The sequence below is a fragment of the Nitrospiraceae bacterium genome, from assembly GCA_020632595.1.
In the GTDB taxonomy this organism is placed as follows: Bacteria; Nitrospirota; Nitrospiria; order Nitrospirales; family UBA8639; genus Nitrospira_E.
Window position 1 is genome coordinate 61,529 of record JACKFF010000005.1, and the last position, 22,580, is coordinate 84,108.

Sequence of the window (22,580 nt, forward strand, 5' to 3'; positions counted from 1 at the left end):
AACTTAGCCAATTATTTTGGCGCGACCACCATGTAAAGATTCCGTCCCTCCATTCTAGGAGGACTTTCAATATTTCCTGCGCCCTTTAACTCCTCAATAACCTTCTGAATCGCTTTGAACCCAAGCTCTTGATTGGCCATTTCTCGACCGCGGAACATAACCGTAACTTTGGTCTTATTCCCTTCTTCCAGGAAGTCCCGTATTTGCCGGACTTTCGTCTCCATATCGTGCTTGTCTGTCCGAGGCCGAAATTTAACTTCCTTAACCTGGGTGGATTTCTGGTTAAGTCGCATGCGATGTTCTTTTTTGCTCTGTTCATACTTAAATTTCCCATAATCCATAATACGGCAGACCGGAGGGTCCGCGGTAGGAGCCACTTCCACCAAATCATATCCAATTTCCCTCGCCTGCCGAATCGCCTCGGATGTCTTCAGGATTCCAAGTTGTTCACCTTCAGCACCAATAACCCGGACTTCAGGATTTTTGATGAAATGATTAATACGTTGTTTGGGTGTCACCGGACGAGTCATTCGAAAAGTAAAGAACCCTTTTTAACAGCCTCGGGCATGTCTTCCCGAATCAGCGTCACCAAATCAATAATAGGCATCGTTCCCAAATTTTTCCCGTTCCTTTGCCGCACCGCAACCATCTTTGCTTCAGCTTCCCGATCCCCCACGATAATCATGAAAGGAATCTTTGCCTTTTCAGCCTCACGGATTTTAAGGCCAATCTTTTCATTTCGCAAGTCTAAGACGACGCGACAGCCTTCCTGACGAAGATTTTTTTCAACCTCTTGAGCATACCCTTGATGTTTTTCTGAAATTGGGAGGACTGTAACCTGAACAGGGGCCAACCAGACCGGAAAGGCACCCCCAAAATGCTCCAGGAGAATCCCGAAAAATCGCTCAATCGATCCTAGTAAAGCCCTGTGAATCATGATGGGTTGATGAGTTTTACCATCATCACCTACGTAGGTCAGCCCAAACCTTTCGGGATTATTGAAATCGATCTGAACCGTTGAGCATTGCCAGGATCGGCCTAAGGCATCCTGAATTTTGACATCGATTTTAGGCCCGTAAAAGACCCCTTCCCCCGGATCTTCCTGATATGAATAGCCCCCGTTTTTCAGGGCATTTTCCAACGCAAGGGTCGCTTGATCCCACTGATCGATCGTCCCCACAGCCTTTTCCGGCCGAGTGGAGAGAAACATCTTGAATTCCGTAAATCCAAAAGTCCCCAGCATGCTCGTAATAAACTTCAGGACCTTTTGGACCTCTTCACCCAACTGGTCAGGGCGGCAGAATAAATGAGCATCGTCCTGGGTAAATCCCCGAACCCGCATCAGGCCATGCAGAACTCCGGAACGTTCGTACCGGTAGACCGTTCCCAATTCCCCATAGCGGATAGGCAGATCACGATAACTGCGCAAATGTGATTTATACACCATGATGTGAAACGGGCAATTCATGGGCTTTAACTGATATTCACTGGACTCGACAGGCATGGAAGCGAACATATTTTCTTTGTAGAAGTCCACATGCCCGCTGGTTTTCCATAAATCCAACCGAGCCACATGCGGCGAATAGACCAACTCATACTGATTGGCTAAATGTTGTGTCCGCCAGAAATTTTCAATCAGCAGACGGATTTGTGCCCCTTTGGGGTGCCATAAAATAAGACCGGGTCCGGTTTCGTCCTGAATACTAAATAAATCGAGGTCTTTCCCGAGCTTTCTATGATCACGACGTTTGATCTCCTCTAAATTATCCAAATGAGCCTGCAAGGCTTCTTTAGAGGGGAATGATGTGCCATAAAGCCGCTGCAACATGGGATTTCGTTCATCCCCTCGCCAATAGGCTCCTGCGCTATTTAGAATTTTAAAGGCCTTGACATAGCCCGTGGCCGGGAGATGGGGGCCACGACAGAGATCAACGAAGTCCCCTTGGGTATAAGCAGATACCGGTTCTCCATCAGGAAACCCTTGAATAAGCTCTACCTTATAGAATTCACCACGATTTTTAAAAAATTCTATTGCCTCTTCCTTGGAGAACTCACGTCTTGAAACCGAAAGATTCCGTTTGATGATTTCCAACGCTCGAGCTTCGATTTTTTCTAAATCTTCCGGCGTGAACGGGCGCTCAAAGGCAAAGTCATAAAAAAAGCCCTCTTCAATGGCCGGACCAATTGTTAATTGTGCGGAAGGAAAACACTCCTTCACCGCTTGGGCCATAATATGCGTACTACTGTGCCGATAAATTTCTTTGCCTTCTGGGGAATCAAACATCAACGGCTGCAAGGTTGAATCGGTCTCAAGGGAAGCCAGGAGGTCTATTTCCACCCCATTGGCCTTCACAGCAAACACCTCAGGTGGCACGGCTCCCTTCAGCCTCTCTAGTGCCGCTTTCGCCGAAATTCCTTTGGGAAGAGGCTGGCTACTTTCGCCTTGCAGTGATACCTGAATAGATTCCATTGGAGTAAAAACACCTAATAAAAAAGGATTTACATTCCCTGATAAACGCAAGAAAAGGCACCATTCCCCTCAATCAAGGAAGCTGGATACCTGTCAGGCTTTTTTGGAGAAAGATAATGGTAGGCGCGGGCGGTATTGAACCGCCGACCTCTACCGTGTCAAGGTAGCGCTCTCCCCCTGAGCTACGCGCCTATATCTTACCGGCCATATGCTAGACTGCATTGCCGAGCTTGTCAAGAAATGGTTATTTTTCAAGGGGAAATGGAAAGACGATCAAACAGAATCCGATTCCGTCTTTTTGCGTTTTCCGGCAGTAGATTGCTTTAACTGATTGACGGAGATTTGAAATTCTGTAATCTTTTTCCTGAGAGTATTGCGATTGAGGCCAAGAAGCCGAGCCGCTTTGATCTGATTGCCATGCGTTTCTCGTAAGGCCAGTTCAATCAGGGGCCGTTCAACGGCTCTCATTAAGGTAGGATAGAGGTTTTTCCCTGATCCGACATTCATTGCTCGAACAAAATCCCCCAATTTTTTTTCCACATAACTGGCCAAGCTCACATCTTTCGGATCGATAGCCCCCTCTTTCGATGGTTGATCTCCCATAACCTGCCGGATCTGATTCATGGTACTCCAGGCGGGCAAGGGACCGGCATAGATAAATGTCTTGGACAAATTTAATTGGCCATTCAGTGCCGACAAGGCAGGAAAAAATTTCTTTCCGGATTCATCCAGAATCACGCCGGTAAATTGTTGAGAGCGCATGGCTGCTTCCAGAGAAGAGCAGTCATCCAACACCGTAATGGTGTTCTGGAGATCAGGACCTTCAACCCGCGACCTGAGATCAGGATCCTGGGTTAATAGAGCAAACCGTATGTGAGAAGGGTTCACAGACACGTTATTAGGGTCAGGTGAAATGCAAGCGAGGATTATGTCGGAACATTATTTAAAAATCAATTGAGGTCTATCTCCTAGGTTGAGAAACTCAAGCAATTCCCAAAAGTGGACCCACTATACGTAATGTGCCCCAAATCAACACGCCACCAATGGCATCCAACAACAATCCGGCTTGCACCATTCGGAGAATCGGAATTTTCCCCGTTCCATACACAATGGCATTCGGAGGAGTAGAAACCGGCAACACAAATGCCAGACTTGCAGCCATACACGCTCCAAGGACCGGAGGGACAGGAGAAAAATTGGCCGTGTGGGCTATGGCGATGAGCACCGGCACAATCATGCTGGTGGCTGCGGTATTCGACGCAAGCTCCGTGAGAACCAGGGCCGTCAGAATGGCCACACCCGTTAATCCCCAGATAGACTCGATCCCAAACATAGCCACCATACCCTGGCCAATCGCTTTCGCCAATTCGGTTTCCACCATCAGCTCCCCAAAGGCGATGCCTCCTCCGAATAACAGGATCGTTCCCCAATGAATATTGGCGGCTTCTTTCCAGGTTAAGGTGAATTTCCCCTGCCGAAAGTCCAAGGGCAGAAGAAACAAAAGCCCGGAGGCAAAAATAGGCACCAATTCTTTCGGCAAATGAGCACGAACCCATTGCACGACGGCATGATCCCCTTCCAACCATATTGAGAGCATGGCCGGGAGTAGCCACAGCAGGACAGCCAGCACAAACACCGCAAACGTATATTGCTCCCCTCGAGTCCAGGGAAGAGGGCCCGAAATCTTGAGAACAGAAGATTCTTCATGAAAAGACGACTGAGAAGGGGGAGGATGTAACCAATACAAAAGAGTAAACATCACGAGCAGCATCACACTCGCCAACGGCAATCCAATCAGCAACCATTGGTCGAATGAAATCGTGAAATTGGCTTGCTGGGCTAATAGCCCCACCCCGATTAAATTTGGCGCGGTGCCGACGAGAGTGGCCACCCCTCCAATACCGGCGCCATAAGCCAGACACAGCAAAAACCCGGTCTCAAAGGTGTTCAAATTAGGATGGCCCTGCCGAAGCGCCCGCAATACACCAAGCGCAATGGGTAGCATGACCGCCGTTGCCGCAGTATTGTTAATCCACATAGACAGGCCGGCAACAGCCAAACTCATAGCCATCATAATACGAATAGGATTGGAACCCACACATTTACGTGACAACAGCCAATTGCCAAACCGGCGGTCCAACCCATGCACGGAGAGGGCCTCCGATATGAAGAAACTCCCAATAAACAGGAAGATGATAGGGTGGGCATAGGCAGAAAACACGGATTGCATGTCTCCTAACCCTGCAACGACACACAATCCACAGCCCAGCAAAGCGGTAATGGGCAGAGGAATAGGCTCCGTAATCCACATCACCACGACCCAGCTTAAAATTGTTGCCAGAATTCTCGCGGGGTCGGACAGGGATTCGGGAAGCAGCACAAACATCAACCCGGCAATGAGCGGGGCGGCAAAGAGACCAAATTGATGCGCCGGAATGGCGGTATGGGGACCTTGACCGGATTGGCTCATGCAGCTCTTGAAATGGACGCGCTCAGGCTTAGGACATCCGGTTTGGCCTGAGACCGCGACCGCATATCCTGTTTTCCTATGTGCCGAAGTGGCTTGTTGGGTAACCTCTCTAGGATTTGGCGTATACAGCAGGTATCATACAGAAATGGGGATATGTGAGATAGGGACCCCGGGAAAGGATTCAACAATTTATCCTTATGCAATCAAAAATTCATACCTTGGACAGTCTCTTACAACGCATTTCGATTCATCAGCAGGCGGGGGAATCCATTGTCTTTACGAATGGGTGTTTTGATTTGCTGCATATCGGACATACGCGATATCTGGCGGAAGCCAAACAGTTGGGAGACCGATTAGTGGTCGGAGTCAACAGCGATCGTTCAGTCCGTCACCTGGGTAAGGGGGCGAACCGACCAATCCAAACCGATGCCCAACGGGCAGAGGTCATTGCCGCATTAGGTTGCGTAGATTACGTCATACTCTTTGACGAACCGGACCCCTTGAAACTCATCAAAGCCATCCAACCCAATGTCCTTGTAAAAGGAGGAGATTGGACTCCGGAACGGATTATCGGAAAAGATTTTGTGGAGGAACGGGGAGGACGTGTGCGAACGATTCCACTTGTCTCCGATGTTTCGACCACAACGATTATTGAACGAATTCTCACCACGCATGGAATAAGCCCATCCTGCTAGTCCGCACGTCGAGAACCTTTTTCGTGGTGTATATCAGATTATGAACGTCCCTTCCGTCTTCCATCATTTTGCACACCAGCTCCGCACGGTCGTTCCAGCGATCCCGGAACAGACGCCCCCGCCCTGTCTGCTTAGTACGCAACAGGCCTGCCTCGCCCTGGCCATGACCCTGTTCACACTTCCGGAGAAAACGACCGCCGGCCCTGACAGCCAAACACACCTCATCATCACGCCCACACAAGAACAAGCCGAAGAATTGTATGAAGATTTGGAATTTTTCTTCTCGTTCATCAGGCGGGATCGCGAGACACTGGCATTGTTCCCTCCATGGGCCACCATTCCCTATAACCCGGCACTGCCGGCCCACAGCGTTATTTGTCAGCGCGTTCGGTCTCTCCACCGGTTGTCTCGGGGTGCAAGCACGGTCGTCGTGAGCTCACTCCCGGCCATCTTGCATAAACTGCTTCCGCCGGAAGTCTTCGCTCAAGCATGTTTTTCCCTCAAGATAGGGGAGACGTGCGAGCGTGAGGTGCTTCTTCGTTCCTTAATCCGGCTAGGGTATGAACGTGGATCGTTGGCTGAAGTCCCCGGCGAGTTCAGTGTACGTGGCGGTATCGTGGATATTTTCTCCACAGCACAGGACCATCCAGTCCGGGTTGAGTTTCTTGGGGATACGGTCGAATCCATCCGGACGTTTGATCCCTCAACTCAAGAATCCATCACCCATCTCAAGGAAACCTGGGTCTTACCCACTCGGGAGTTCATTCCTCCTGATTCCGGGCAACCGGATAGCGCTATCGAACACATTCCGGCAAGCATTGAATGGGATCTTCCCCGGTATTATCCAAAACTTGTCACACTGTTTGAGTACATTCATACCCCGATCACCGTCTCTTTCTACCGACCGGTAGATCTGGATGCTGCGGCAGCGCAATTTTGGAATGCATTATTAGAAACATGGGAACACCTCCAGCCTGGCCAGGGGGGCACCTCCGCTCACGCTGACCCCGATCAACTCTATGAAATGTGGGAAACCATTAAAACCTATACCAGCATGTGTCCAACCGTATGGTGGGATAGCGTGGCTCCTGATACCAGCACCATGCCCTGTGTGCCTGTTTCCTTACAGGCTCAGTCTCCCGGCAGTGTCGGAGTAGGCATTCGCGGGCTTCCCTTTAAGGAAACCCTTTCCAAGCTGGACCAATTGCGGGCAGACTCCGAGATCTTTTTTGTCGCTCGCAGCCCGGGACAGGTGGAACGCCTATTGTCTCTCTTGCATGACCACGGCTTCCCCGCCAACAAGTGGCAACACCCCTTCCCCCAACCGGCGACGGATGCCCGCGCACCCTTTTACTGTCTTGAAGGAGACCTCTCGGCAGGGTTCCTCTCACCTGACGGACACATCGCGTTCGTCACCGAGGAAGAGTTATTTGGGAAGGGCATCCGGCATCGTCCCCACACAAAATCCCCCACCGCCAAATTTTTCTCCTCGCTGGAGGATCTGAAAGAAGGCGATCTCGTCGTCCATCTTCAACATGGAATTGGACGGTATCTGGGTTTGCGCCGGTTGGAAGTGCAGGGCTTTACCAGTGATTATTTGCTCCTGCAATTCGGTGGAACCGATACCCTGTATGTCCCGCTGGACCGCCTGAATCACATCCACCGCTATCGGGGAGCGGAACAACGGGCCCCGCGACTGGACCGCCTGGGAGGCACGGCTTGGGGCAAAACCAAGGCGAAAATCAAAAAAGGCATCGAGGATATGACCGAGGAACTCGTTGAACTCTATGCCAATCGGGAAGTCGCCAGACGGAGCGCGTACCAGGAGGATACGCTTCTGGTTCAGGAATTCGAAGCGGGCTTTGAATATGAAGAAACTCCGGACCAACTGCGAGCCATTGAAGAAATAGGACGGGATATGGAATCCCCAAAACCCATGGACCGCCTGGTCTGTGGAGATGTGGGATACGGCAAAACCGAGGTCGCGATGCGTGCCGCCTTTAAGGCGATCCAGGCCAACAGGCAGGTGGCCGTCCTGGTTCCCACGACCTTGCTGGCTCAACAACATTTTGAAAATTTTTCAATACGGTTTGCCCCATTCCCGGTCAAAATCGGCATTTTGTCACGCTTTCAGTCAGCCAATGAGATCAAAGCTACACTCAAAGACTTGGCAAGCGGGGTGATTGACATTGTGATCGGGACGCACCGGGTCGTGCAGAAAGATGTCGTTTTTAAACAATTGGGCTTGGTGATTATCGACGAAGAACAATCGTTTGGTGTCCGCCATAAAGAACGGCTCAAGCAACTCCGGACCCAGGTCGATGTTCTCACGCTGTCCGCGACCCCTATCCCCCGAACTCTGCAGATGGCCTTTTCAGGAGTCAGAGACCTATCCGTCATTGAGACCGCGCCTCCGGGTCGTTTGGCGGTGGAAACCCAGGTCCTCCGGTTTGATGCGACCGTGGTACGGGAGGCTATTGCCCGGGAACTCGCTCGTGGAGGGCAGGTATACTACGTGCACAATCGAGTGGAAACCATGGAGCAGACGGGTGCCTGGTTACAAGATCTGGTTCCGGAAGCACGGGTATTGATGGCCCACGGCCAAATGAACGAACATTTATTGGAACGGGTGATGTTACGATTTTTTCACCAGGAGGCCGATGTGCTGCTGGCCTCGGCCATTATCCAATCAGGTTTGGATATTCCAAGCGCAAACACCATTCTGATTGATCGGGCGGATTTATTCGGGCTCTCCCAGCTGTATCAACTTCGCGGACGGGTCGGGCGAAGCGGACAACAGGCCTTTGCCTACCTCTTCATTCCGAACGAGGAAACTCTGAGCACCGACGCACAAAAACGCATGAACGCCATTCAAGAATTTGCGGAACTCGGCTCCGGATTTCGGATCGCAGCCGCTGACCTGGAAATCCGGGGTGCGGGAAATTTACTCGGGAAACAACAGTCCGGCAATATCGCCGCCGTCGGATTGGATCTATACTTACAAATGGTGGAACAGGCTGTTCAGCAGCTTAAAGGCCAGGAAGTGGAAGAAGAATGGGAACCCACTCTTCAACTTGACGTTTCGGCCTTCATTCCCGAGGAATATGTGGAAGACCCCTCCCAGCGCCTGGGACTCTACAAGCGGTTATCCGGGAGTGACCGGTTAGGGGATTTGGCTTTATTATATGGGGAGACACTTGACCGGTTTGGATCGCCTCCTGCCGCCATGGAACGACTATTTGAAGTCATGCAAATCAAAGTGTTGGCCAAGGCCCTGCAACTCGAGTATGTCGAAGTCCGGGGAGGACTGATGAGCCTGCGCTTTCATGAACGGGCCAAACTCCCGGAACAGGGAATCCGTGCTTTGATGGACAAATGGAAAGATCGCCTGGACTGTCTTTCACCTCGTGCCTACCGTTTGACCCTGCCGGAGCAGGATTGGGCATCCATGTACCCCAGGGCCAATACGATTTTACAGGAACTCCAGCAGTCGATGGCCAAAGAGGAAGTGAGAACATGACGTGAAGAACGTGTGTGTATGCCTGAAAGACCGGCCTTTTCAGACGCTCACCATCTGGGTAGTGGCGAGCCTTCTCTTCTTTCCCGGGGTTAGCTTGAGTCTCACCGACCGCATTATTGCCGTGGTGAATAAAGAGGTGATCACGTGGTCTGATCTTGAAAAAGAATTACGCGATGAGTATAAGCGCCTGAACGCCAAATATCACGGAGAGGAACTGAACCGGCGATATTTCCAGAAACAACGAGAAGTCCTGAACCACTTGATTGATGATCACCTCATGATTCAAGAAGCTCAAGCCAAGGGGCTTTCTGTCACTCAGGAGGAGATCGATGAAGCCTTACGGCGAACTCCGCTGCCACCCACTCAAACCGAAGAAGAATTCGGGCATCAAATGCTCCTCAAAAAACTCTTTGACTTCGAGATTCGCCGGAACATTGTCATAGAGGAAGAAGAAGTCCGGCGGTATTATGAGGCCAACTCATCGCTATTTCTCTCACCGCCCCGGTACCGACTCCAGCAAATTCTGTTAGCCGGACAGGAAGGCTATGAACGGGAGAAAGCCAAGAATAAGGCCCAAACCATGTATGCGGCCTGGACACCGAATACGACGTTCGAGGATTTCGCTACCAGGCATTTCGAGCGAATTCATGAATTAGGCTGGATGCAGGAAAACGAATTAGTAGCCCCCCTGAAGCAGGTGGTCAAGGAATTGAAACCGGGACAGATCTCGGCCCCGATTGAAACCCTCTTAGGTTTCCACCTCATCATGGTAGAAGAAATTCAAGAACCCCAGCCGTTCCCGCTTGAAGTCGTGGAGCGGGATATCCGTGGGATGCTTACTAAGCAACGATCCGAGGAAGCCTATCGAAATTGGCTTGCCGATATCAAACAAAAAGCCTTCATCGATGTGAAGCTGAAATAGAGGTATTCATTTCCCCGCTGATCGTTTAAGACCTTCTCCCGTCACGAATCCCTGTCATACGCCTTCTTACACCTGATCTAAGCGCCGATAGGTCTTTTGGGCCAGATTGTAAATCTCAATAAAACCTGCAGACGCATTCTGGTTGAAACTCGCATCTTTATTAAAAGTGGCCAAGTTGGCATCGAATAAGGAATAGGGGGATGTCATCGCGACCACATCAGCTTTTCCTTTAAACAGCTTTACCTTTACCGTTCCCTTCACACGCTGATTGGCGGAATCCTGAAAGGCATGGATGGCATCCATTGACGGATCAAACCATTTAGCGCCATAACAGGTGTACGCCCACTTTTCATCAATGATTTTTTTCAGTTCGTTTAAATCTCGGGTATTGACGAGTTTTTCCAGATTAAAATGCGCTTTGATCAGAATTTCTGCTCCCGGAGCTTCATACACACCACGAACTTTCAATCCCACCAAGCGATCCTCCGTCAAATGCACAATGCCTATCCCATGCCTTGCCCCTACCGCATTGGCACGTTCAATGACCTGGCAAAGGGGCAGATCCTTACCATTGATTGAACAAGGGATTCCTTTGTTGAACCCGACTTCGACAATTTCCGGTTCATCCGGTGCCTGTTCCGGGGGAACGCACACCTGCAGAAACTTTCGTAAATCAGGAATGCGGGCCGGATCCTCGATATCCCCTCCCTCATTAGTCGAGCCCCACATATTATCATCATGGGAATACAGGTACTCTTTAGTTTGTTTAATGGGGATATCGTGTTGTTTGGCATAATCAATTTGTTCATCCCGGCCCATACTCCATTCACGTACGGGCGCGATCACTTTCATCGTGGCATCCAATGTCGTGATGTAATTTTCAAAGCGAACCTGATCATTTCCTTTTCCCGTAGAGCCGTGAGCTATGACCTTGATTCCCCGTTCCTTGGCCACACGCACGGCAATTTCCGAGAGTGTCACTCGGGCAAGGGGAGTCGACAGAGGATACCCTCCCTGGTAATCCGCATTGGCTTTAATGGCGCGAGACAGCAGTTTTTCAGCAAATTCCTCCCTGGCGTCAATGACCACCGCCTCTTCCGCACCGAGCCTGATCGCCTTGGCTTTTACCGCCTCAAGATCCTCATGTAATTGGCCCACATCGACCGTAAGCGCCACGATGGAACAGGCATACGCTTCCTGAATCCATTTGAGCATAATGGAGGTATCCAGCCCTCCCGAGTACAGCAAAACACACTTATCAAACGTTCCCTTTTTGGCTTCGTGAGATGCAATTTTCTGATACGTAATTTTTGATTCCATGCCGTGTTCACCTAAAATGAGGTTGTGTATATTTATTCAGCCCTCACCATTTGTTCAAACGGAAGAGCTCACTGTTGAAGGGGATAATAACCCAAGAAGATGAGGGAATTCGATATTAGGCGGTGATATATCGATCGACTACGGCGGCCCCAACGGCATCCCCCCAGACATTGACTGCGGTCCGAAACCGATCGATCAACCAGTCAATGGCCAAGAGGAGCCCCAGGCCCTCGAGGGGAAGCCCGACTGCCTGAAAGACCACGACCATCGTCACAAGCCCAGCTTCAGGGATCCCTGCAGCGCCAATGGCAGACACCGTCGCCACCACAAACAGGACAATAAGCGCTTCTCCACTTAATGCAATCCCCCAGGCTTGGGCGATAAACACTGCGGCCACTGCTTCATATAATGCCGATCCATCCATATTGACCGTCGCACCGACTGGAAGGACAAACCGGCTTGATCGACTGCTCACACCGGCACTTTCGACCCCCTCCATGGTCAGAGGCAAGGTTGCAGACGAGCTGGCCGTGGCAAACGCGCTGGTGAGGGCCGCGCCCAGGGAACGCATAAAGGCCAAGGGATGACGTCGACCGGCCACATGCAAAATAAGCCCAAGAATCATTCCTGCATGGATCGCCAATCCCAGAAGTACCGTAACCGTGAATAACCCTAAACCAACTAAGAGCGCGACAATTCCGTCAAGTCCACCGGCACTCGCTAAACGCCCTGCCACCAGGCCAAACACACCAATGGGACCGATCCACATCACAAGGTGAATCAACTTCATAATCGCCCCGAATATCCCTTCAAAAAATCTGAGCACCAATGTCCCAGTTTCCCCGACCGTCGTCAGAGCCGCCCCGAATGCCAGAGAAAAGATGACCAATGGCAGCAATTCACCCTGTGAAGCGGACGCGAATAAATTCGGGGAAAGAAATCCCTTTATGAGATCCAGCCATCCGATGTTCACCGCCGCTGCCAATCCGGCAGGGGCCACCGCTGCGGCAATATCGGCTCCCACACCGGGTTTTATAAGACTGACCAGAATCACCCCCAGCAAAATTGCCATGCCTGAGGTGATCAAATAGTACGTAACTGTCGCTCCTCCCAATTTACCCAATTGGCGAATATCGCCCAGGGATCCAACCCCCTGGATAATCGAAGCCACAATCAAAGGCACCACCAGCATCCGCAACATCCGCAGCCAGAGTTCACCAAGGACTTCCACATGGATAGCGGCTTCCGGAGCCAGGGCCCCGAGCACCCCGCCGGCGACCGCACCGGTCACCATGAGCCACACAAGGGGACCATGACCATTTCCACGAGCTACAGGAAGGAGTTGTTTGGTAATGGGACGAACCTGAATTTAGGAAGAGATAAAAGTTACTTGGTCTTTTTAGCTATTTTCGATTCCGCCACTCGGGTACCCGAAGTGTTGATATTGGTCTGCCTCACAAGGTCATCGAAATTATCGAGGGAAATAATGGGCTCGAGCTTGTGATGCAAGAAAATCAGAGCCCTGGAGGGTTCCACACCAATCTGCCAAATAAGATCCTGGTCCGGTTTAATTTCTTGCAAATAGGCAATGGCAGCGGCATTGATAATTGTCTTGCGCTCCCCTGTCAGTGTCGATTGCCTGACTTGTAAAAAAGACATACTTCACCACCCCTTCCAAAATTCAGAGGCCCATAAAATTATAACCAGGTGAAGGCCTGTCCCCATCCTTCCTTCGCATGTGCGGTCACATCGGCGATGATTTCGGCCGGAACGGCTTTGGGGTCCCCAACTTCCATCTGATTATAGTGAAACGCATAGATATGAGCGGCAAAATGCTCGAAGGGCAATGACGATTCTCCTGGAATTTCCCAGTGACCGACCACAGACGGCTCAACCCCTCTTCCCCAATTTTGACGGCCCTCGTTGTTGGGATTGAAAAAATAGACACGAACCTTGCCTTCTTCATCCTCGGCCACACGCTGGATGGAGACGGCATGATAACCTAAAAAAACCCCGTGAACATTAGTAATGAGAAGCCCGACAGGATTGGGATATACCAAATCATGACCCCCGTCATACAACGGGTGATGAGTGGCATAAAATAACCGTAAAAAATCTTCGTACCCGGAAACGGTCTGATTAACCATCGTAATGGAAGCCAGACTGGTCGCCACCCATCGACCGTACAAAGCCGGATTCACCCATTTGTGTGGGTCCTCACCCCGTAAAGCCGCACGCTTCATCTTTTCATCGTAAATCCGGTCGAGGTGAGGCACCAGAATGCGTGAGACTGGATCGACCTTCAAATCAAATTTTCCTTCCGCAACTCCTCCCCCGATTTTGCCGGATAAAATCGGCGCTCCCTCAAACATAAACTCAACCGTGTCATCCCGAGCCGCGCTGGTCAGTAATTGGAGCAAATATCCAGGATCATGGAGACTCCAAAGACTCAGGGCTCGAGCACCCTGACAGGTCGGATTGTTTCCCTGCCCCACTCCCAACGGCTGCCCTAACATGGCGATGGCACCACCCACAATGGCCGCATTAGCCGTAATCCCACTCCCGCGAGGCAGATGTTTCTTGGTCACTTGTTGGGCAGTAGAACATAATTCAAGATTAAGCAATTTGGTCAGACCATCAGCGACCTCTGGTCGTGCCAGCAGCATTCGCTCCAACATCTGTTGAAATCCATAAATGATCCAACTGGTGGCGGGATGAATGGTCAGGCGCATCAACTCAAAGACCTTTTCCCGATATTGTTCCATATGGGCCTGGGCAACCTCGGTTAAATCCAAGGCAGTTGCCAGGATCCCAGTTTCCTCTCGTTTGAGGGCATGCTGAAGGAACGCGACATGGTATTCGCTGGATAAACCGGTCAGGGTCAATAATTTTCCAACGACCTTCGCCTCATTTTCTATCTCATGTGTGGTGGCTTTGGCCAAGAGTTTGAGATAGTTCGTGGGAGAGCCGGCTTTTTTGGCCAGTGGTGTGGGAGGACCCGTGGCCTTGAGGTATCGGTCGAGTCTGGCGGCTAACTTGGGATCAGGATCCCCCTTGATGTTTTCTGCCTGCTCGATCATTTTGAGGGTGAGGCTCACATCAATTGGTCGCTGAGCCACTCGCGCATCGATGTCATCAAGAACCTGTTCCAGCAACCCTTCCGAGGAAATCTCATGCTTAATCATGGCTAATATTCTGTGCGCCCGTGCATGGACCTTCGGACGAAGACGAGACTCCTCGGTCTCACTGCCATACAACAAATCTAGATTAAGCCCCATGACTGTCCGTAAAAAGGTTAGGGCTTGCTCTGCGGAAAATTTCGGGTGCGTCGAGTCACCTGCTGCAATGGCTAAAACCCGAAGTTCACTCAGCATTTCCAAAGACGAATACTGGCCTTCGGCACGTAGTCCCGCGCTCACTAACCCCGGCAGAAGCCGGTCGGGGTGTTCCCAGGGTCCGGCATGAAAGACCCCAGCGGAGTCAAAGCGATGGGCCTGTTCTCTCACGAATTGCAGGCCTGCGTCGGTTTCAAATAAATCCGTGGCACGCCGAATGACCTCCGGCTGGTATTTGGCCTTCACAAATGGGGTCGCCTGTTCCAAGGCCTCAAGGGCCTGAAGTAAGGCTTGCTCCTGTCGCGCAGTAGCGGCCTGCAATTCAGTCTGAGGGGAGCCCTCGGGGGAATCACTCATAGAAGTCATACTCCTCATAACGCTGGACGAGCTCACGCAGGGTTTCCGGATCTTCTCCAGCCAGGAAAACGGTTCCATAATGATTACCGAATCCCACGCGCTCTGCCACTTTGGCGGTAACAGGTTCAAACATGGTATGCCGGTCCATATAGGGATGGGCTTCCAATTCCTTAGGAAACTGAAGTTGATGAACGCTGGCTTTCCGAGGATACACCATTAAGTTGGCCGCAAAAATTTTATGGTCTTTTTCCTTTGGGAAAAACCGGTCTAATTCTGTTTTGGAGGTATTGGGATCGGAACATAACAACAGAGCCGCATACGGATTAAAGCCATGGGCACGCTGAATGAGTTCGAAAATATGGCCGCCGGGAACACGGGCCGCCACCTCCCCGAAGTGTAACTCCCCTTCCTGGTCCAAGAAATATTCCGGATGAATCATACCATTCACGATGCCAAATGCCTTCATGAGTTTTTCAATCGCCTTACGAATTTTTGTCCGGTGCTTACTGAGCCTTGGCGTTTCCGGCACGATCTGGGAATAACCCAAATGCACGTACTCGGTAATATTCATAAATTCGATTTTCCCTTTATGGATAAAGGCTTCGACCGAAAATTCCTGCCCGGCCAAATGGCTTTCGGCCAGACACGGAAAGGCATCGTCGGGAAGGGAGGTGATGTCTTCTCGGCTGCGAACAAACACATGGCCCACACTGCCTGCCGCCGATAGAGGTTTCAGATGAACCGGTTCTGGCGCTTCCTCCTGCAAGCGGAGTCTTGCCTCATTGATGTCATCAAAAAATGCGAGAGCTTCCTCCCGCGAGCGAATCTCCTCAAACACGCCCACTCGAATACCGTTCATTTGGGCATTGCGCTTCATCATGGCCTTGTCACGGAACAAGAGAGCCCGTTGAAAGGCACGAGGGTCTTTAAGCAGCCGTGTATTGAGTGACCCGGCCCATTCCACCGTTTCTTCATACAGGGGCACAGCATGACTCACCCCTCGCTCAAGCAATTTTTCATAGAGTCGGTCGGAGTTCTGATTGTGGACATAATAGTCCCAGGTCACCACATCAACTCCATCCTCTTTCAATGCGATATCAAAACCCTCCGGCACCACGGCGACGAAGGGAATATTGTGTTCCTTTGCGGCTTCCATCGTTTCCAGGCTATAGCCGAGCAGAGCCACCGGCGCCCTCTTTCCTACCTTGGATTTCTTGACCACTGGTGCGTTCTTTTCCATGCAGGCCTCCTTTAGTGGGGGACATATCGAATAGACTCCTCCATCCTGTCCCCGCTTGCAGACAAATGGAAGAACCCATCAGCAATAATGATTCGCTCGTTTGTGAGGAAAGGTGTGTTAGAACAGATATTGGTACAGTTCAAAACCCTCTTCATAGTAGGGTTTCAACCAACCGCCCCGCCACTCTAAGACCTGGTCACGAGTGGTCGCAATGCATTCAAAGCCGAACCGGCGATAGGAGCGCGTGGCCCAGAAGGCCTTGGGATGGGCAATTAACACCATGCCGCGTTTTCCCTCGCGCCAAGCCACATCACGGACGTGATTAAGCAATTGAGGCCCAAACCCTTTGCCGGTTTGGTGATCATAGACATAAATATATCCGATATAAAACATATCTCCGACTGACTGTGTAGACACGATGCCTACCGGTGCCTGCTCTTCCCGCCCGATATAAAACTGCCGCCGCTCAAACTCTCTTTCTCCCCAGGATTCATCCACCTCATGCTGTGCCATATCCTTTTCATGAAGAAAGGGCCGGTACCAGTCGGCAGAAGACCTGAGGATATTGGCCGCAATCACCATCTCATGACGTTTGGCCGGCTTAATGTCCAGGCCTCGATGAATGATTCTCCTTCCGCTTCTTCGATGTAGCCGTTCCCCAATTTCCGTTTGATTTTGCATCATGAAGATCGATCCTTTTTTAAAAAAAAATTGTACCGCGGGCTCATACTCCTCACGAGTCGAGCCTGAGATTTATTGCCTATTGGTGTACTAATTCTTAGAGGAAAAATTGGTGTGAGCATCCGTTCGTTCACACCGGTATTTTCACATTGCGTAAGATCTGTCAAATTTTGAATGTTTGTGACGAAAACAGACGGCCCACATCACTTCGTTTTCGTAATTTAGGAGGGCGAATGGGAATGTGCTGCATAGCATATTCCCACTGCCCCATCACAGGTTTTCAGGCGCAACCAGTCAAAATGGTCTTGGCCCGATCACCGAATTGCATTTAAAACAGACCCCTCACAGACAGTCAGACCGTTCATGTTTTGGTAATTTCTTATGGCAATCGAGAAACTTACTCGATCCATACCTCAATATACCTATACATCTCGCAAGACCTGTTCCATCAGTTAACCCGTTGATATTTGTGATTTTGTGGAATTTTGGGACTGTTGTGTCCCTATATTTGGGACAGACTTGACTCATTTAAAAATTATGAGACACTATTGTCTCAATGACAGAAACTTCTTCCATAGTAATCATGGGTTCCCCGGATCTGGAAAAGGACTTAAGTCGTGAAGGCCTTGGAGTGGTGCGGCTGGAAACCCCGGAAAATGTGAAAACCTTGGAGATTGGTTCTCAGACACGCCTGGTCATACTCGATGGACAGTACCTTGGAGACTCCCTTGTGTCTGACATGATGGTGACCATACAAGAACACAGACCCTATCTTGATGTCTTGGTGTTTAAACCGGGAGCCGATGCAGCCTATGTCCATTCGGTTCTGAAAAACGGGGCATCGGATGTGATTTATGAGGATTCACATGAAAAACTGCATCAAGCCATAGAGGCCATTCAGACCAATCAAAAGTTTTCTCCGGATACACCGGATTTGCGTGATACCCGCAAAAGACTGGGCAGCTTTGAAGGCATTCTCAGCCGTAACGGAGTCATGTGGGATATTTTTGAAACCATTACCCGCACGGCGAGCTCTGACGCCACCGTATTAATTGTGGGGGAAACCGGAACGGGTAAAGACTTGCTGGCCAGGGCGATTCACCGGCAGTCGGGGCGAACCGGGAGATTTGTGGCGGTCAATTGCAGCACGATCAGTCCGGAAATTATTGAATCGGAACTGTTCGGCCATGAACGCGGGGCTTTCACTGGAGCCCACCAACAAAAGCAGGGATTATTTCGGTATGCCGATGGCGGCACTATCCTTCTGGATGAGATTGGGGATATGCCGGTTCAAACCCAACTCAGTCTTTTGCGGGTATTGCAGGAACAGACGGTGAGACCGGTTGGATCTCATCATGAAGTGCCAATTGATGCGCGTGTCATTGCCGCGACGAACGCCTCGTTGGCCAACGCCGTTCAAACCGGTTCCTTTCGCGAAGACCTCTTTTACCGGTTGGATGTCATCCGGTTAGAAGTGCCGCCCCTACGGGAACGACGGGAGGATATCCTCTATATGTTCGGGCATTTTCTCAAACGGGTGTGTGCCGACTATGGAATGGACTGTCCTGAATTGCACCAATCCTTTATGGATCTGCTCTTAGAGCAGTCCTGGCCAGGCAATGTGCGACAACTGGAGAATCTCACCCAACGCCTGGTGTTAAAAGGACATACCCGGGAATTAACTGCAGAAGATCTGACGGAGGTGCTGTATTCCCAGGATATTCCCGGGTCTTCTTCGGTTTCCACCGTCTCTGAAACAGAAACCGTCAATCAACCTCTCCAAAGCCACGATGGTCCCTCTCCCTCCATTAACCCTGCCCTGACGCTGGCGGCCTACCTCGAGCCACATCTCACCATTCTCGAGAAAGAGTATTTGGAAACCGTGCTGTCCGAAAATAGTGGTCGCATTGCCGAGTCGGCCAATCAGGCCGGTATAAGCCGACGAACGCTCCTGCGCAAGCTCAAGGCCTACAATATCGACAAACAATATTTTCGACAAAAGAATTCAGGATCAAAAGAATAATCTTATTTTCCAGGATGCTGAGGATGCTGATGTGGCGATACACCATTTCCTTCGCTTAACTGGATGTTTGGGGTGGAACAGGGAGGGTCATTATTTGAAGTTAGAGACCCGCACACCTGGCTTCTCGCTCAACGCTTGTGAAACGCCTTCGCGAGATTCTCACCGGCTTGTTTGAGGACCTGGCTCGTTTTGGCAAAGGCAAAACGGACGAGGTGTTGTCCCAGATCTGTCGCCTGGTAATAAAACGCGCTGCCTGGAACCACCGCCACCTTCGCCTCGGTAATCAACCGGGTGGCAAACGATTGGGAATCACCCTGATGTTCCCAAGGCCCATAGTCGGCTAAAAGGTAATAGGCCCCTTGAGGTACATAGGGCTTAAACCCACTGTCGGTCAGCATCTGCATGGTGAGGTCCCGACGCCGAAGGAATCTCGCTCGTAGGTCGGTGTAGTAAGTCTCGGGTAAACCCAAAGCCGTAACCGCCGCGTATTGAAAGGGCGTCGGCGCGCAGATTGTGAGGTAATCATGAACCGTGCGGATCGCCGTTGTCACATCCTTTGAAGCCAGGACATACCCTAGACGCCATCCCGTCGCCGCGTAGATTTTTGACAGGCCTCCGGTAACGACCAGACCTTTCCAGTCGGGCGCCAGCGTCGCCGGGGCAATATGCCGATAGGGTTCGTAGTACAAATGATCGTAGATTTCATCGGTTACCACATAGATCCCATGCTGGTCAGCCAGAGCCAGGATGGCGTTCAGTTCCTCCCGCGTGAACACATGGCCGGAGGGGTTATGGGGAGTATTCAGAATTATGGCTCTGGTGCGAGGGCTGATGGCTGACCGAAGTTCATCCAGAGGTACCGCGTAATCAGGGGGACGGAGCGTGACAAACCGTGGCGTCCCGCTTGCAAAATACACAGCCGGAACGTAATTTTCGTGGGCAGGTTCGATGATAATGACCTCATCGCCACTCTCGACTAAGGCCAGCATGGCCGCCACGATCGCTTCCGTCACACCACAAGTAATGGTGATCTCTGTCTCGGGATCAAAAGTCAAACCATGGCGTTCATGCACATGATCGGCAATGGCTTCCCGTAACTCTGCCAATCCCCAGGTCACCGAATATTGATTGTAATCATGGGCAATGGCATCGATTGCGGCTTGCTTCACCACAGGTGCGGTGGGAAAGTCGGGACGGCCTTGAGCCAGATTAATCGCCTCATACTCCATGGCAATCCGCATATTTTCGCGAATCTGCGATGGCCCGATCCGATCAAGTCTGGAGGGAGGGTTGAAGGTCATGGGTGTATTGGTATCACCAAACAATGGCATGGCTTTCCTTCATATTGAGAAATAAATAAATACACAGAAAAAGCTGGCGATTCCATTCGCCGGCCGTGCATGAATACACAACATATGGAAAATTAAAGGACCCGTCAGAATAGGAGATCTCAGGCAGGTTCTTCAACTTCGACATGAAACCAGAAAGGAAGGATTAGGGGATAAATTCAAAAAGAATGTCCTTGGGATGCTGTTGAATTTTTCTCATGTCTTGCATTTTCATCACTTGATGAGTGACAGAACCCCGAACACGGAAAAATAAGGGAGTATTCAAAAAGGCGCGTCCAGACCTGCCCTGAGTCCTGCCGAAGGGAAGGCCGCAGCCGTTTGGGCAAGCGGAGCGTACGGAGGAGTACGTGAGCACGACCACGCGGCGAGCACGCCGCTGGCGGCCATTTTCAACACTCCCTTTTAGGGAAGGGGAGCGTCCAGGGTAAGCACCTCCCGCAACTGGTCAAGCAGCTCTTGCCTGCCTTCCCCGGTGTAGGCAGACAGGAAAAGCGGATCCTCCTCCATGCCCAAACCCTCACGCAATTCACGAAGCGCAGCCTGGCGGTGCCCCCTTGTGACCTTATCCGCCTTGGTGGCCACCACCATCACGGGTATTTTCAACCGCATGAGCCACTCGACCATCGCCCGATCCGATTCCTGCACCCGGCGGGAATCCACCAGCACCACCACACCCTGTAAATTCTTGCGTGTCCGCAAATATTCTTCAATCAGGGGACCCCAGAGCTCTCGTACCCGTTCAGGCACTTTGGCAAATCCATATCCGGGAAGATCCACCAGCATAAACCGGGGACCGTTCGTGGCAATCTCAAAAAAGTTAATGGTTTGTGTTTTCCCCGGAGTCTTGCCGACCTTGGCCAACCCTTTGTGATTCACCAAACAATTGATGGCCGACGATTTCCCGACATTGGAACGGCCGACGATGGCCACTTCTGGAAGGGTCGGTTTCAGAAATTGCTCGACGGTCCCGCAACTCGCCTTAAATTCAGCAGAAAATATTTTAAACGCTCCCACGAATCGTTCCTCTTTTTCATGTACACAGACTAACAGAAAAGTTCTCGCCCATCCTCCGTGGCCCATCGACAACCCATGGGGCCATCATATCTTAGGAAGCCACCGTTTCCCTATACCATTCGTTAAACAACCGGCTGCCTGCTGAAAGCGTGGCTTCTTCATCTCGAATCCAACGACTGACCAGTCCCAACGCACAAAGCGTATCGGCAACGGGTTTGATCGTCGGCAGTCCAAGCGCCCGCGCCACCTCTCTTGGGTTCACCGGTTTGTCGCCTTCAATCACATAGGCCAGCACTTGATGTTCGAGGGGTTCCCGCAGTTGATCGAGACAATCCTGGAAAAAGGGGTAAAGAGAAATTTTCGCCTCGCTGACAATCTGTTCCGTCGAAACATGGAGTCCTTCACGCAGGAATGCAGCCTGCAACAGCTTGAAGTTATAGGGATGGGTCCCTGCATAGGTGAGGATGGTGGAATGTTGTTCGGTGGACAGGTCCGGATTGAATAACTGTTGGGCCTCTTTTTCCAAAAATACCGCCAACGGGATCAACTTCAGTGTGTGTGGCAAATCGCCTCCTCTCACGACCTCCCGCCATGCCCGTCCTCCGGCAAAGACCGTGGACCCTCCCGGCAAAAGATCGATATCTGAAAGCGAACGAGCCTTCCCTTCAACCAGTTGGTCACAATTATCAAGGAGAAGAATGGTGTCAGGATTTGGCGGGCGGGAATGGAATCGTTTCCAATCAGCCTCGTCGGCCACATCAACATACAACGCTGACGGCCCAGGGGACTTGGAAGATGGCCCCGCATGATTCAATTGCCAAGCGAGGTGAAGCAATAAAGAAGTTTTTCCTAACTTGGGGCCCCCAACAAGGCTCAAAGATTCCCCTCGTTCCAACCGCCGTAACATATTGCGGACTAATCCCTCTCGACCCCTGAACGCTCCAGGCCGAAAAACCGGCGCCGCCGGATCCGGTGAAGAGAGCTGATCATTGGGGTTGGACATAACAGGGAGTGTAGAAGCTCACGCCATGGTTGGCAACGAAAAGCAAAAGTCAGGAGATCCTGTGTATGCCGCAACACGTATCAAGGGGGATGGATGAATTATCAGAAATCCACCATAAAATACTCTATAGCGCTCTTTTCGAACAAGGTTGACTGAATCGAAACTTTGTAGAAAATTCTCG

General features: G+C 51.0%; 17 protein-coding genes and 1 tRNA gene. 4 read left to right on the forward strand and 14 right to left on the reverse strand.

Features of this window, described 5'->3' with window-relative positions; genetic code table 11:
* Window positions 1–11: 11 nt before the first annotated feature.
* The 5 genes from infC to H6750_11045 form a co-directional block, all read right to left on the reverse strand.
* Window positions 12–530 carry a translation initiation factor IF-3 gene (infC, locus tag H6750_11025; protein MCB9774842.1) on the reverse strand — a complete coding sequence of 173 codons (519 nt, stop codon included), beginning with the start codon at window positions 528–530 and terminating at the stop codon, window positions 12–14.
* The gene (gene thrS, locus H6750_11030) at window positions 527–2,470 is read right to left on the reverse strand and encodes a threonine--tRNA ligase (protein ID MCB9774843.1); all 1,944 of its coding nucleotides are present in this window, start codon (window positions 2,468–2,470) and stop codon (window positions 527–529) included. The genes infC and thrS overlap by 4 nt, the downstream gene beginning before the upstream one ends.
* A 117-nt stretch (window positions 2,471–2,587) precedes the next feature.
* A tRNA-Val gene (locus H6750_11035) sits at window positions 2,588–2,662 on the reverse strand.
* 81 nt (window positions 2,663–2,743) lie between these two features.
* A complete protein-coding gene (locus tag H6750_11040; protein MCB9774844.1) occupies window positions 2,744–3,232 on the reverse strand; it encodes a hypothetical protein in 489 nt (162 codons plus the stop codon).
* A gap of 220 nt (window positions 3,233–3,452) precedes the next feature.
* The gene (locus H6750_11045) at window positions 3,453–4,940 is read right to left on the reverse strand and encodes an SLC13/DASS family transporter (GenBank protein MCB9774845.1); all 1,488 of its coding nucleotides are present in this window, start codon (window positions 4,938–4,940) and stop codon (window positions 3,453–3,455) included.
* A 197-nt stretch (window positions 4,941–5,137) separates the two neighbouring features.
* Here H6750_11045 and rfaE2 point away from each other — a divergent pair, with 197 nt between their 5' ends.
* From rfaE2 to H6750_11060, 3 genes are read left to right on the forward strand one after another with little or no spacing between them, the layout of a single operon-like run.
* A complete protein-coding gene (rfaE2, locus tag H6750_11050; GenBank protein ID MCB9774846.1) occupies window positions 5,138–5,635 on the forward strand; it encodes a D-glycero-beta-D-manno-heptose 1-phosphate adenylyltransferase in 498 nt (165 codons plus the stop codon).
* A 40-nt stretch (window positions 5,636–5,675) separates the two neighbouring features.
* Entirely contained in the window at window positions 5,676–9,155 is a 3,480-nt protein-coding gene (gene mfd / locus H6750_11055; protein ID MCB9774847.1) for a transcription-repair coupling factor, read from the forward strand.
* A gap of 1 nt (window position 9,156) precedes the next feature.
* A complete protein-coding gene (locus tag H6750_11060; GenBank protein ID MCB9774848.1) occupies window positions 9,157–10,077 on the forward strand; it encodes a peptidyl-prolyl cis-trans isomerase in 921 nt (306 codons plus the stop codon).
* Window positions 10,078–10,143: 66 nt separating this feature from the next.
* On the opposite strand, the gene H6750_11065 is transcribed toward H6750_11060, so the two are convergent.
* The 6 genes from H6750_11065 to H6750_11090 all read right to left on the reverse strand — a co-directional run bounded on the left by H6750_11065 (window position 10,144) and on the right by H6750_11090 (window position 17,013).
* A complete protein-coding gene (locus tag H6750_11065) occupies window positions 10,144–11,397 on the reverse strand; it encodes an argininosuccinate synthase (GenBank protein MCB9774849.1) in 1,254 nt (417 codons plus the stop codon).
* Window positions 11,398–11,512: 115 nt separating this feature from the next.
* Window positions 11,513–12,691, reverse strand: a complete 1,179-nt coding sequence (locus tag H6750_11070) for a dicarboxylate/amino acid:cation symporter (GenBank protein MCB9774850.1) — start codon at window positions 12,689–12,691, stop codon at window positions 11,513–11,515.
* A 92-nt stretch (window positions 12,692–12,783) separates the two neighbouring features.
* On the reverse strand, window positions 12,784–13,056 hold the full coding sequence (locus H6750_11075) for a hypothetical protein (protein MCB9774851.1): 273 nt from the start codon (window positions 13,054–13,056) through the stop codon (window positions 12,784–12,786).
* Between the two features lie 38 nt (window positions 13,057–13,094).
* Entirely contained in the window at window positions 13,095–15,089 is a 1,995-nt protein-coding gene (locus H6750_11080; protein ID MCB9774852.1) for a hypothetical protein, read from the reverse strand.
* Window positions 15,082–16,329, reverse strand: coding sequence for an ATP-grasp domain-containing protein (locus H6750_11085; GenBank protein MCB9774853.1), 1,248 nt, complete (start codon window positions 16,327–16,329; stop codon window positions 15,082–15,084). The genes H6750_11080 and H6750_11085 overlap by 8 nt, the downstream gene beginning before the upstream one ends.
* A 117-nt stretch (window positions 16,330–16,446) precedes the next feature.
* Window positions 16,447–17,013 carry a GNAT family N-acetyltransferase gene (locus tag H6750_11090; protein ID MCB9774854.1) on the reverse strand — a complete coding sequence of 189 codons (567 nt, stop codon included), beginning with the start codon at window positions 17,011–17,013 and terminating at the stop codon, window positions 16,447–16,449.
* Between the two features lie 553 nt (window positions 17,014–17,566).
* Here H6750_11090 and H6750_11095 point away from each other — a divergent pair.
* Complete coding sequence (locus tag H6750_11095) at window positions 17,567–19,033, forward strand: sigma-54-dependent Fis family transcriptional regulator (protein ID MCB9774855.1); 1,467 nt, start codon at window positions 17,567–17,569, stop codon at window positions 19,031–19,033.
* A gap of 128 nt (window positions 19,034–19,161) precedes the next feature.
* On the opposite strand, the gene H6750_11100 is transcribed toward H6750_11095, so the two are convergent.
* The 3 genes from H6750_11100 to H6750_11110 all read right to left on the reverse strand — a co-directional run bounded on the left by H6750_11100 (window position 19,162) and on the right by H6750_11110 (window position 22,399).
* Window positions 19,162–20,364 carry a pyridoxal phosphate-dependent aminotransferase gene (locus H6750_11100; protein ID MCB9774856.1) on the reverse strand — a complete coding sequence of 401 codons (1,203 nt, stop codon included), beginning with the start codon at window positions 20,362–20,364 and terminating at the stop codon, window positions 19,162–19,164.
* Between the two features lie 420 nt (window positions 20,365–20,784).
* Window positions 20,785–21,462, reverse strand: a complete 678-nt coding sequence (locus H6750_11105) for a YihA family ribosome biogenesis GTP-binding protein (protein ID MCB9774857.1) — start codon at window positions 21,460–21,462, stop codon at window positions 20,785–20,787.
* Window positions 21,463–21,487: 25 nt separating this feature from the next.
* On the reverse strand, window positions 21,488–22,399 hold the full coding sequence (locus tag H6750_11110; GenBank protein MCB9774858.1) for a hypothetical protein: 912 nt from the start codon (window positions 22,397–22,399) through the stop codon (window positions 21,488–21,490).
* Window positions 22,400–22,580: the final 181 nt, after the last annotated feature.

Bases quoted from the DNA above. Each gene is read 5' to 3' on its own strand.
- H6750_11040 (MCB9774844.1), bottom strand. From the start codon at position 3,232: ATGCGCTCTCAACAATTTACCGGCGTGATTCTGGATGAATCCGGAAAG.
- H6750_11075 (MCB9774851.1), bottom strand. From the start codon at position 13,056: ATGTCTTTTTTACAAGTCAGGCAATCGACACTGACAGGGGAGCGCAAG.
- thrS (MCB9774843.1), bottom strand. From the start codon at position 2,470: ATGGAATCTATTCAGGTATCACTGCAAGGCGAAAGTAGCCAGCCTCTT.
- H6750_11095 (MCB9774855.1), top strand. From the start codon at position 17,567: ATGACAGAAACTTCTTCCATAGTAATCATGGGTTCCCCGGATCTGGAA.
- H6750_11085 (MCB9774853.1), bottom strand. From the start codon at position 16,329: ATGGAAAAGAACGCACCAGTGGTCAAGAAATCCAAGGTAGGAAAGAGG.
- H6750_11100 (MCB9774856.1), bottom strand. From the start codon at position 20,364: ATGCCATTGTTTGGTGATACCAATACACCCATGACCTTCAACCCTCCC.
- H6750_11080 (MCB9774852.1), bottom strand. From the start codon at position 15,089: ATGAGTGATTCCCCCGAGGGCTCCCCTCAGACTGAATTGCAGGCCGCT.
- mfd (MCB9774847.1), top strand. From the start codon at position 5,676: ATGAACGTCCCTTCCGTCTTCCATCATTTTGCACACCAGCTCCGCACG.
- H6750_11070 (MCB9774850.1), bottom strand. From the start codon at position 12,691: ATGGTGACCGGTGCGGTCGCCGGCGGGGTGCTCGGGGCCCTGGCTCCG.
- H6750_11065 (MCB9774849.1), bottom strand. From the start codon at position 11,397: ATGGAATCAAAAATTACGTATCAGAAAATTGCATCTCACGAAGCCAAA.
- H6750_11090 (MCB9774854.1), bottom strand. From the start codon at position 17,013: ATGATGCAAAATCAAACGGAAATTGGGGAACGGCTACATCGAAGAAGC.
- infC (MCB9774842.1), bottom strand. From the start codon at position 530: ATGACTCGTCCGGTGACACCCAAACAACGTATTAATCATTTCATCAAA.
- H6750_11105 (MCB9774857.1), bottom strand. From the start codon at position 21,462: ATGGGCCACGGAGGATGGGCGAGAACTTTTCTGTTAGTCTGTGTACAT.
- rfaE2 (MCB9774846.1), top strand. From the start codon at position 5,138: ATGCAATCAAAAATTCATACCTTGGACAGTCTCTTACAACGCATTTCG.
- H6750_11045 (MCB9774845.1), bottom strand. From the start codon at position 4,940: ATGAGCCAATCCGGTCAAGGTCCCCATACCGCCATTCCGGCGCATCAA.
- H6750_11110 (MCB9774858.1), bottom strand. From the start codon at position 22,399: ATGTCCAACCCCAATGATCAGCTCTCTTCACCGGATCCGGCGGCGCCG.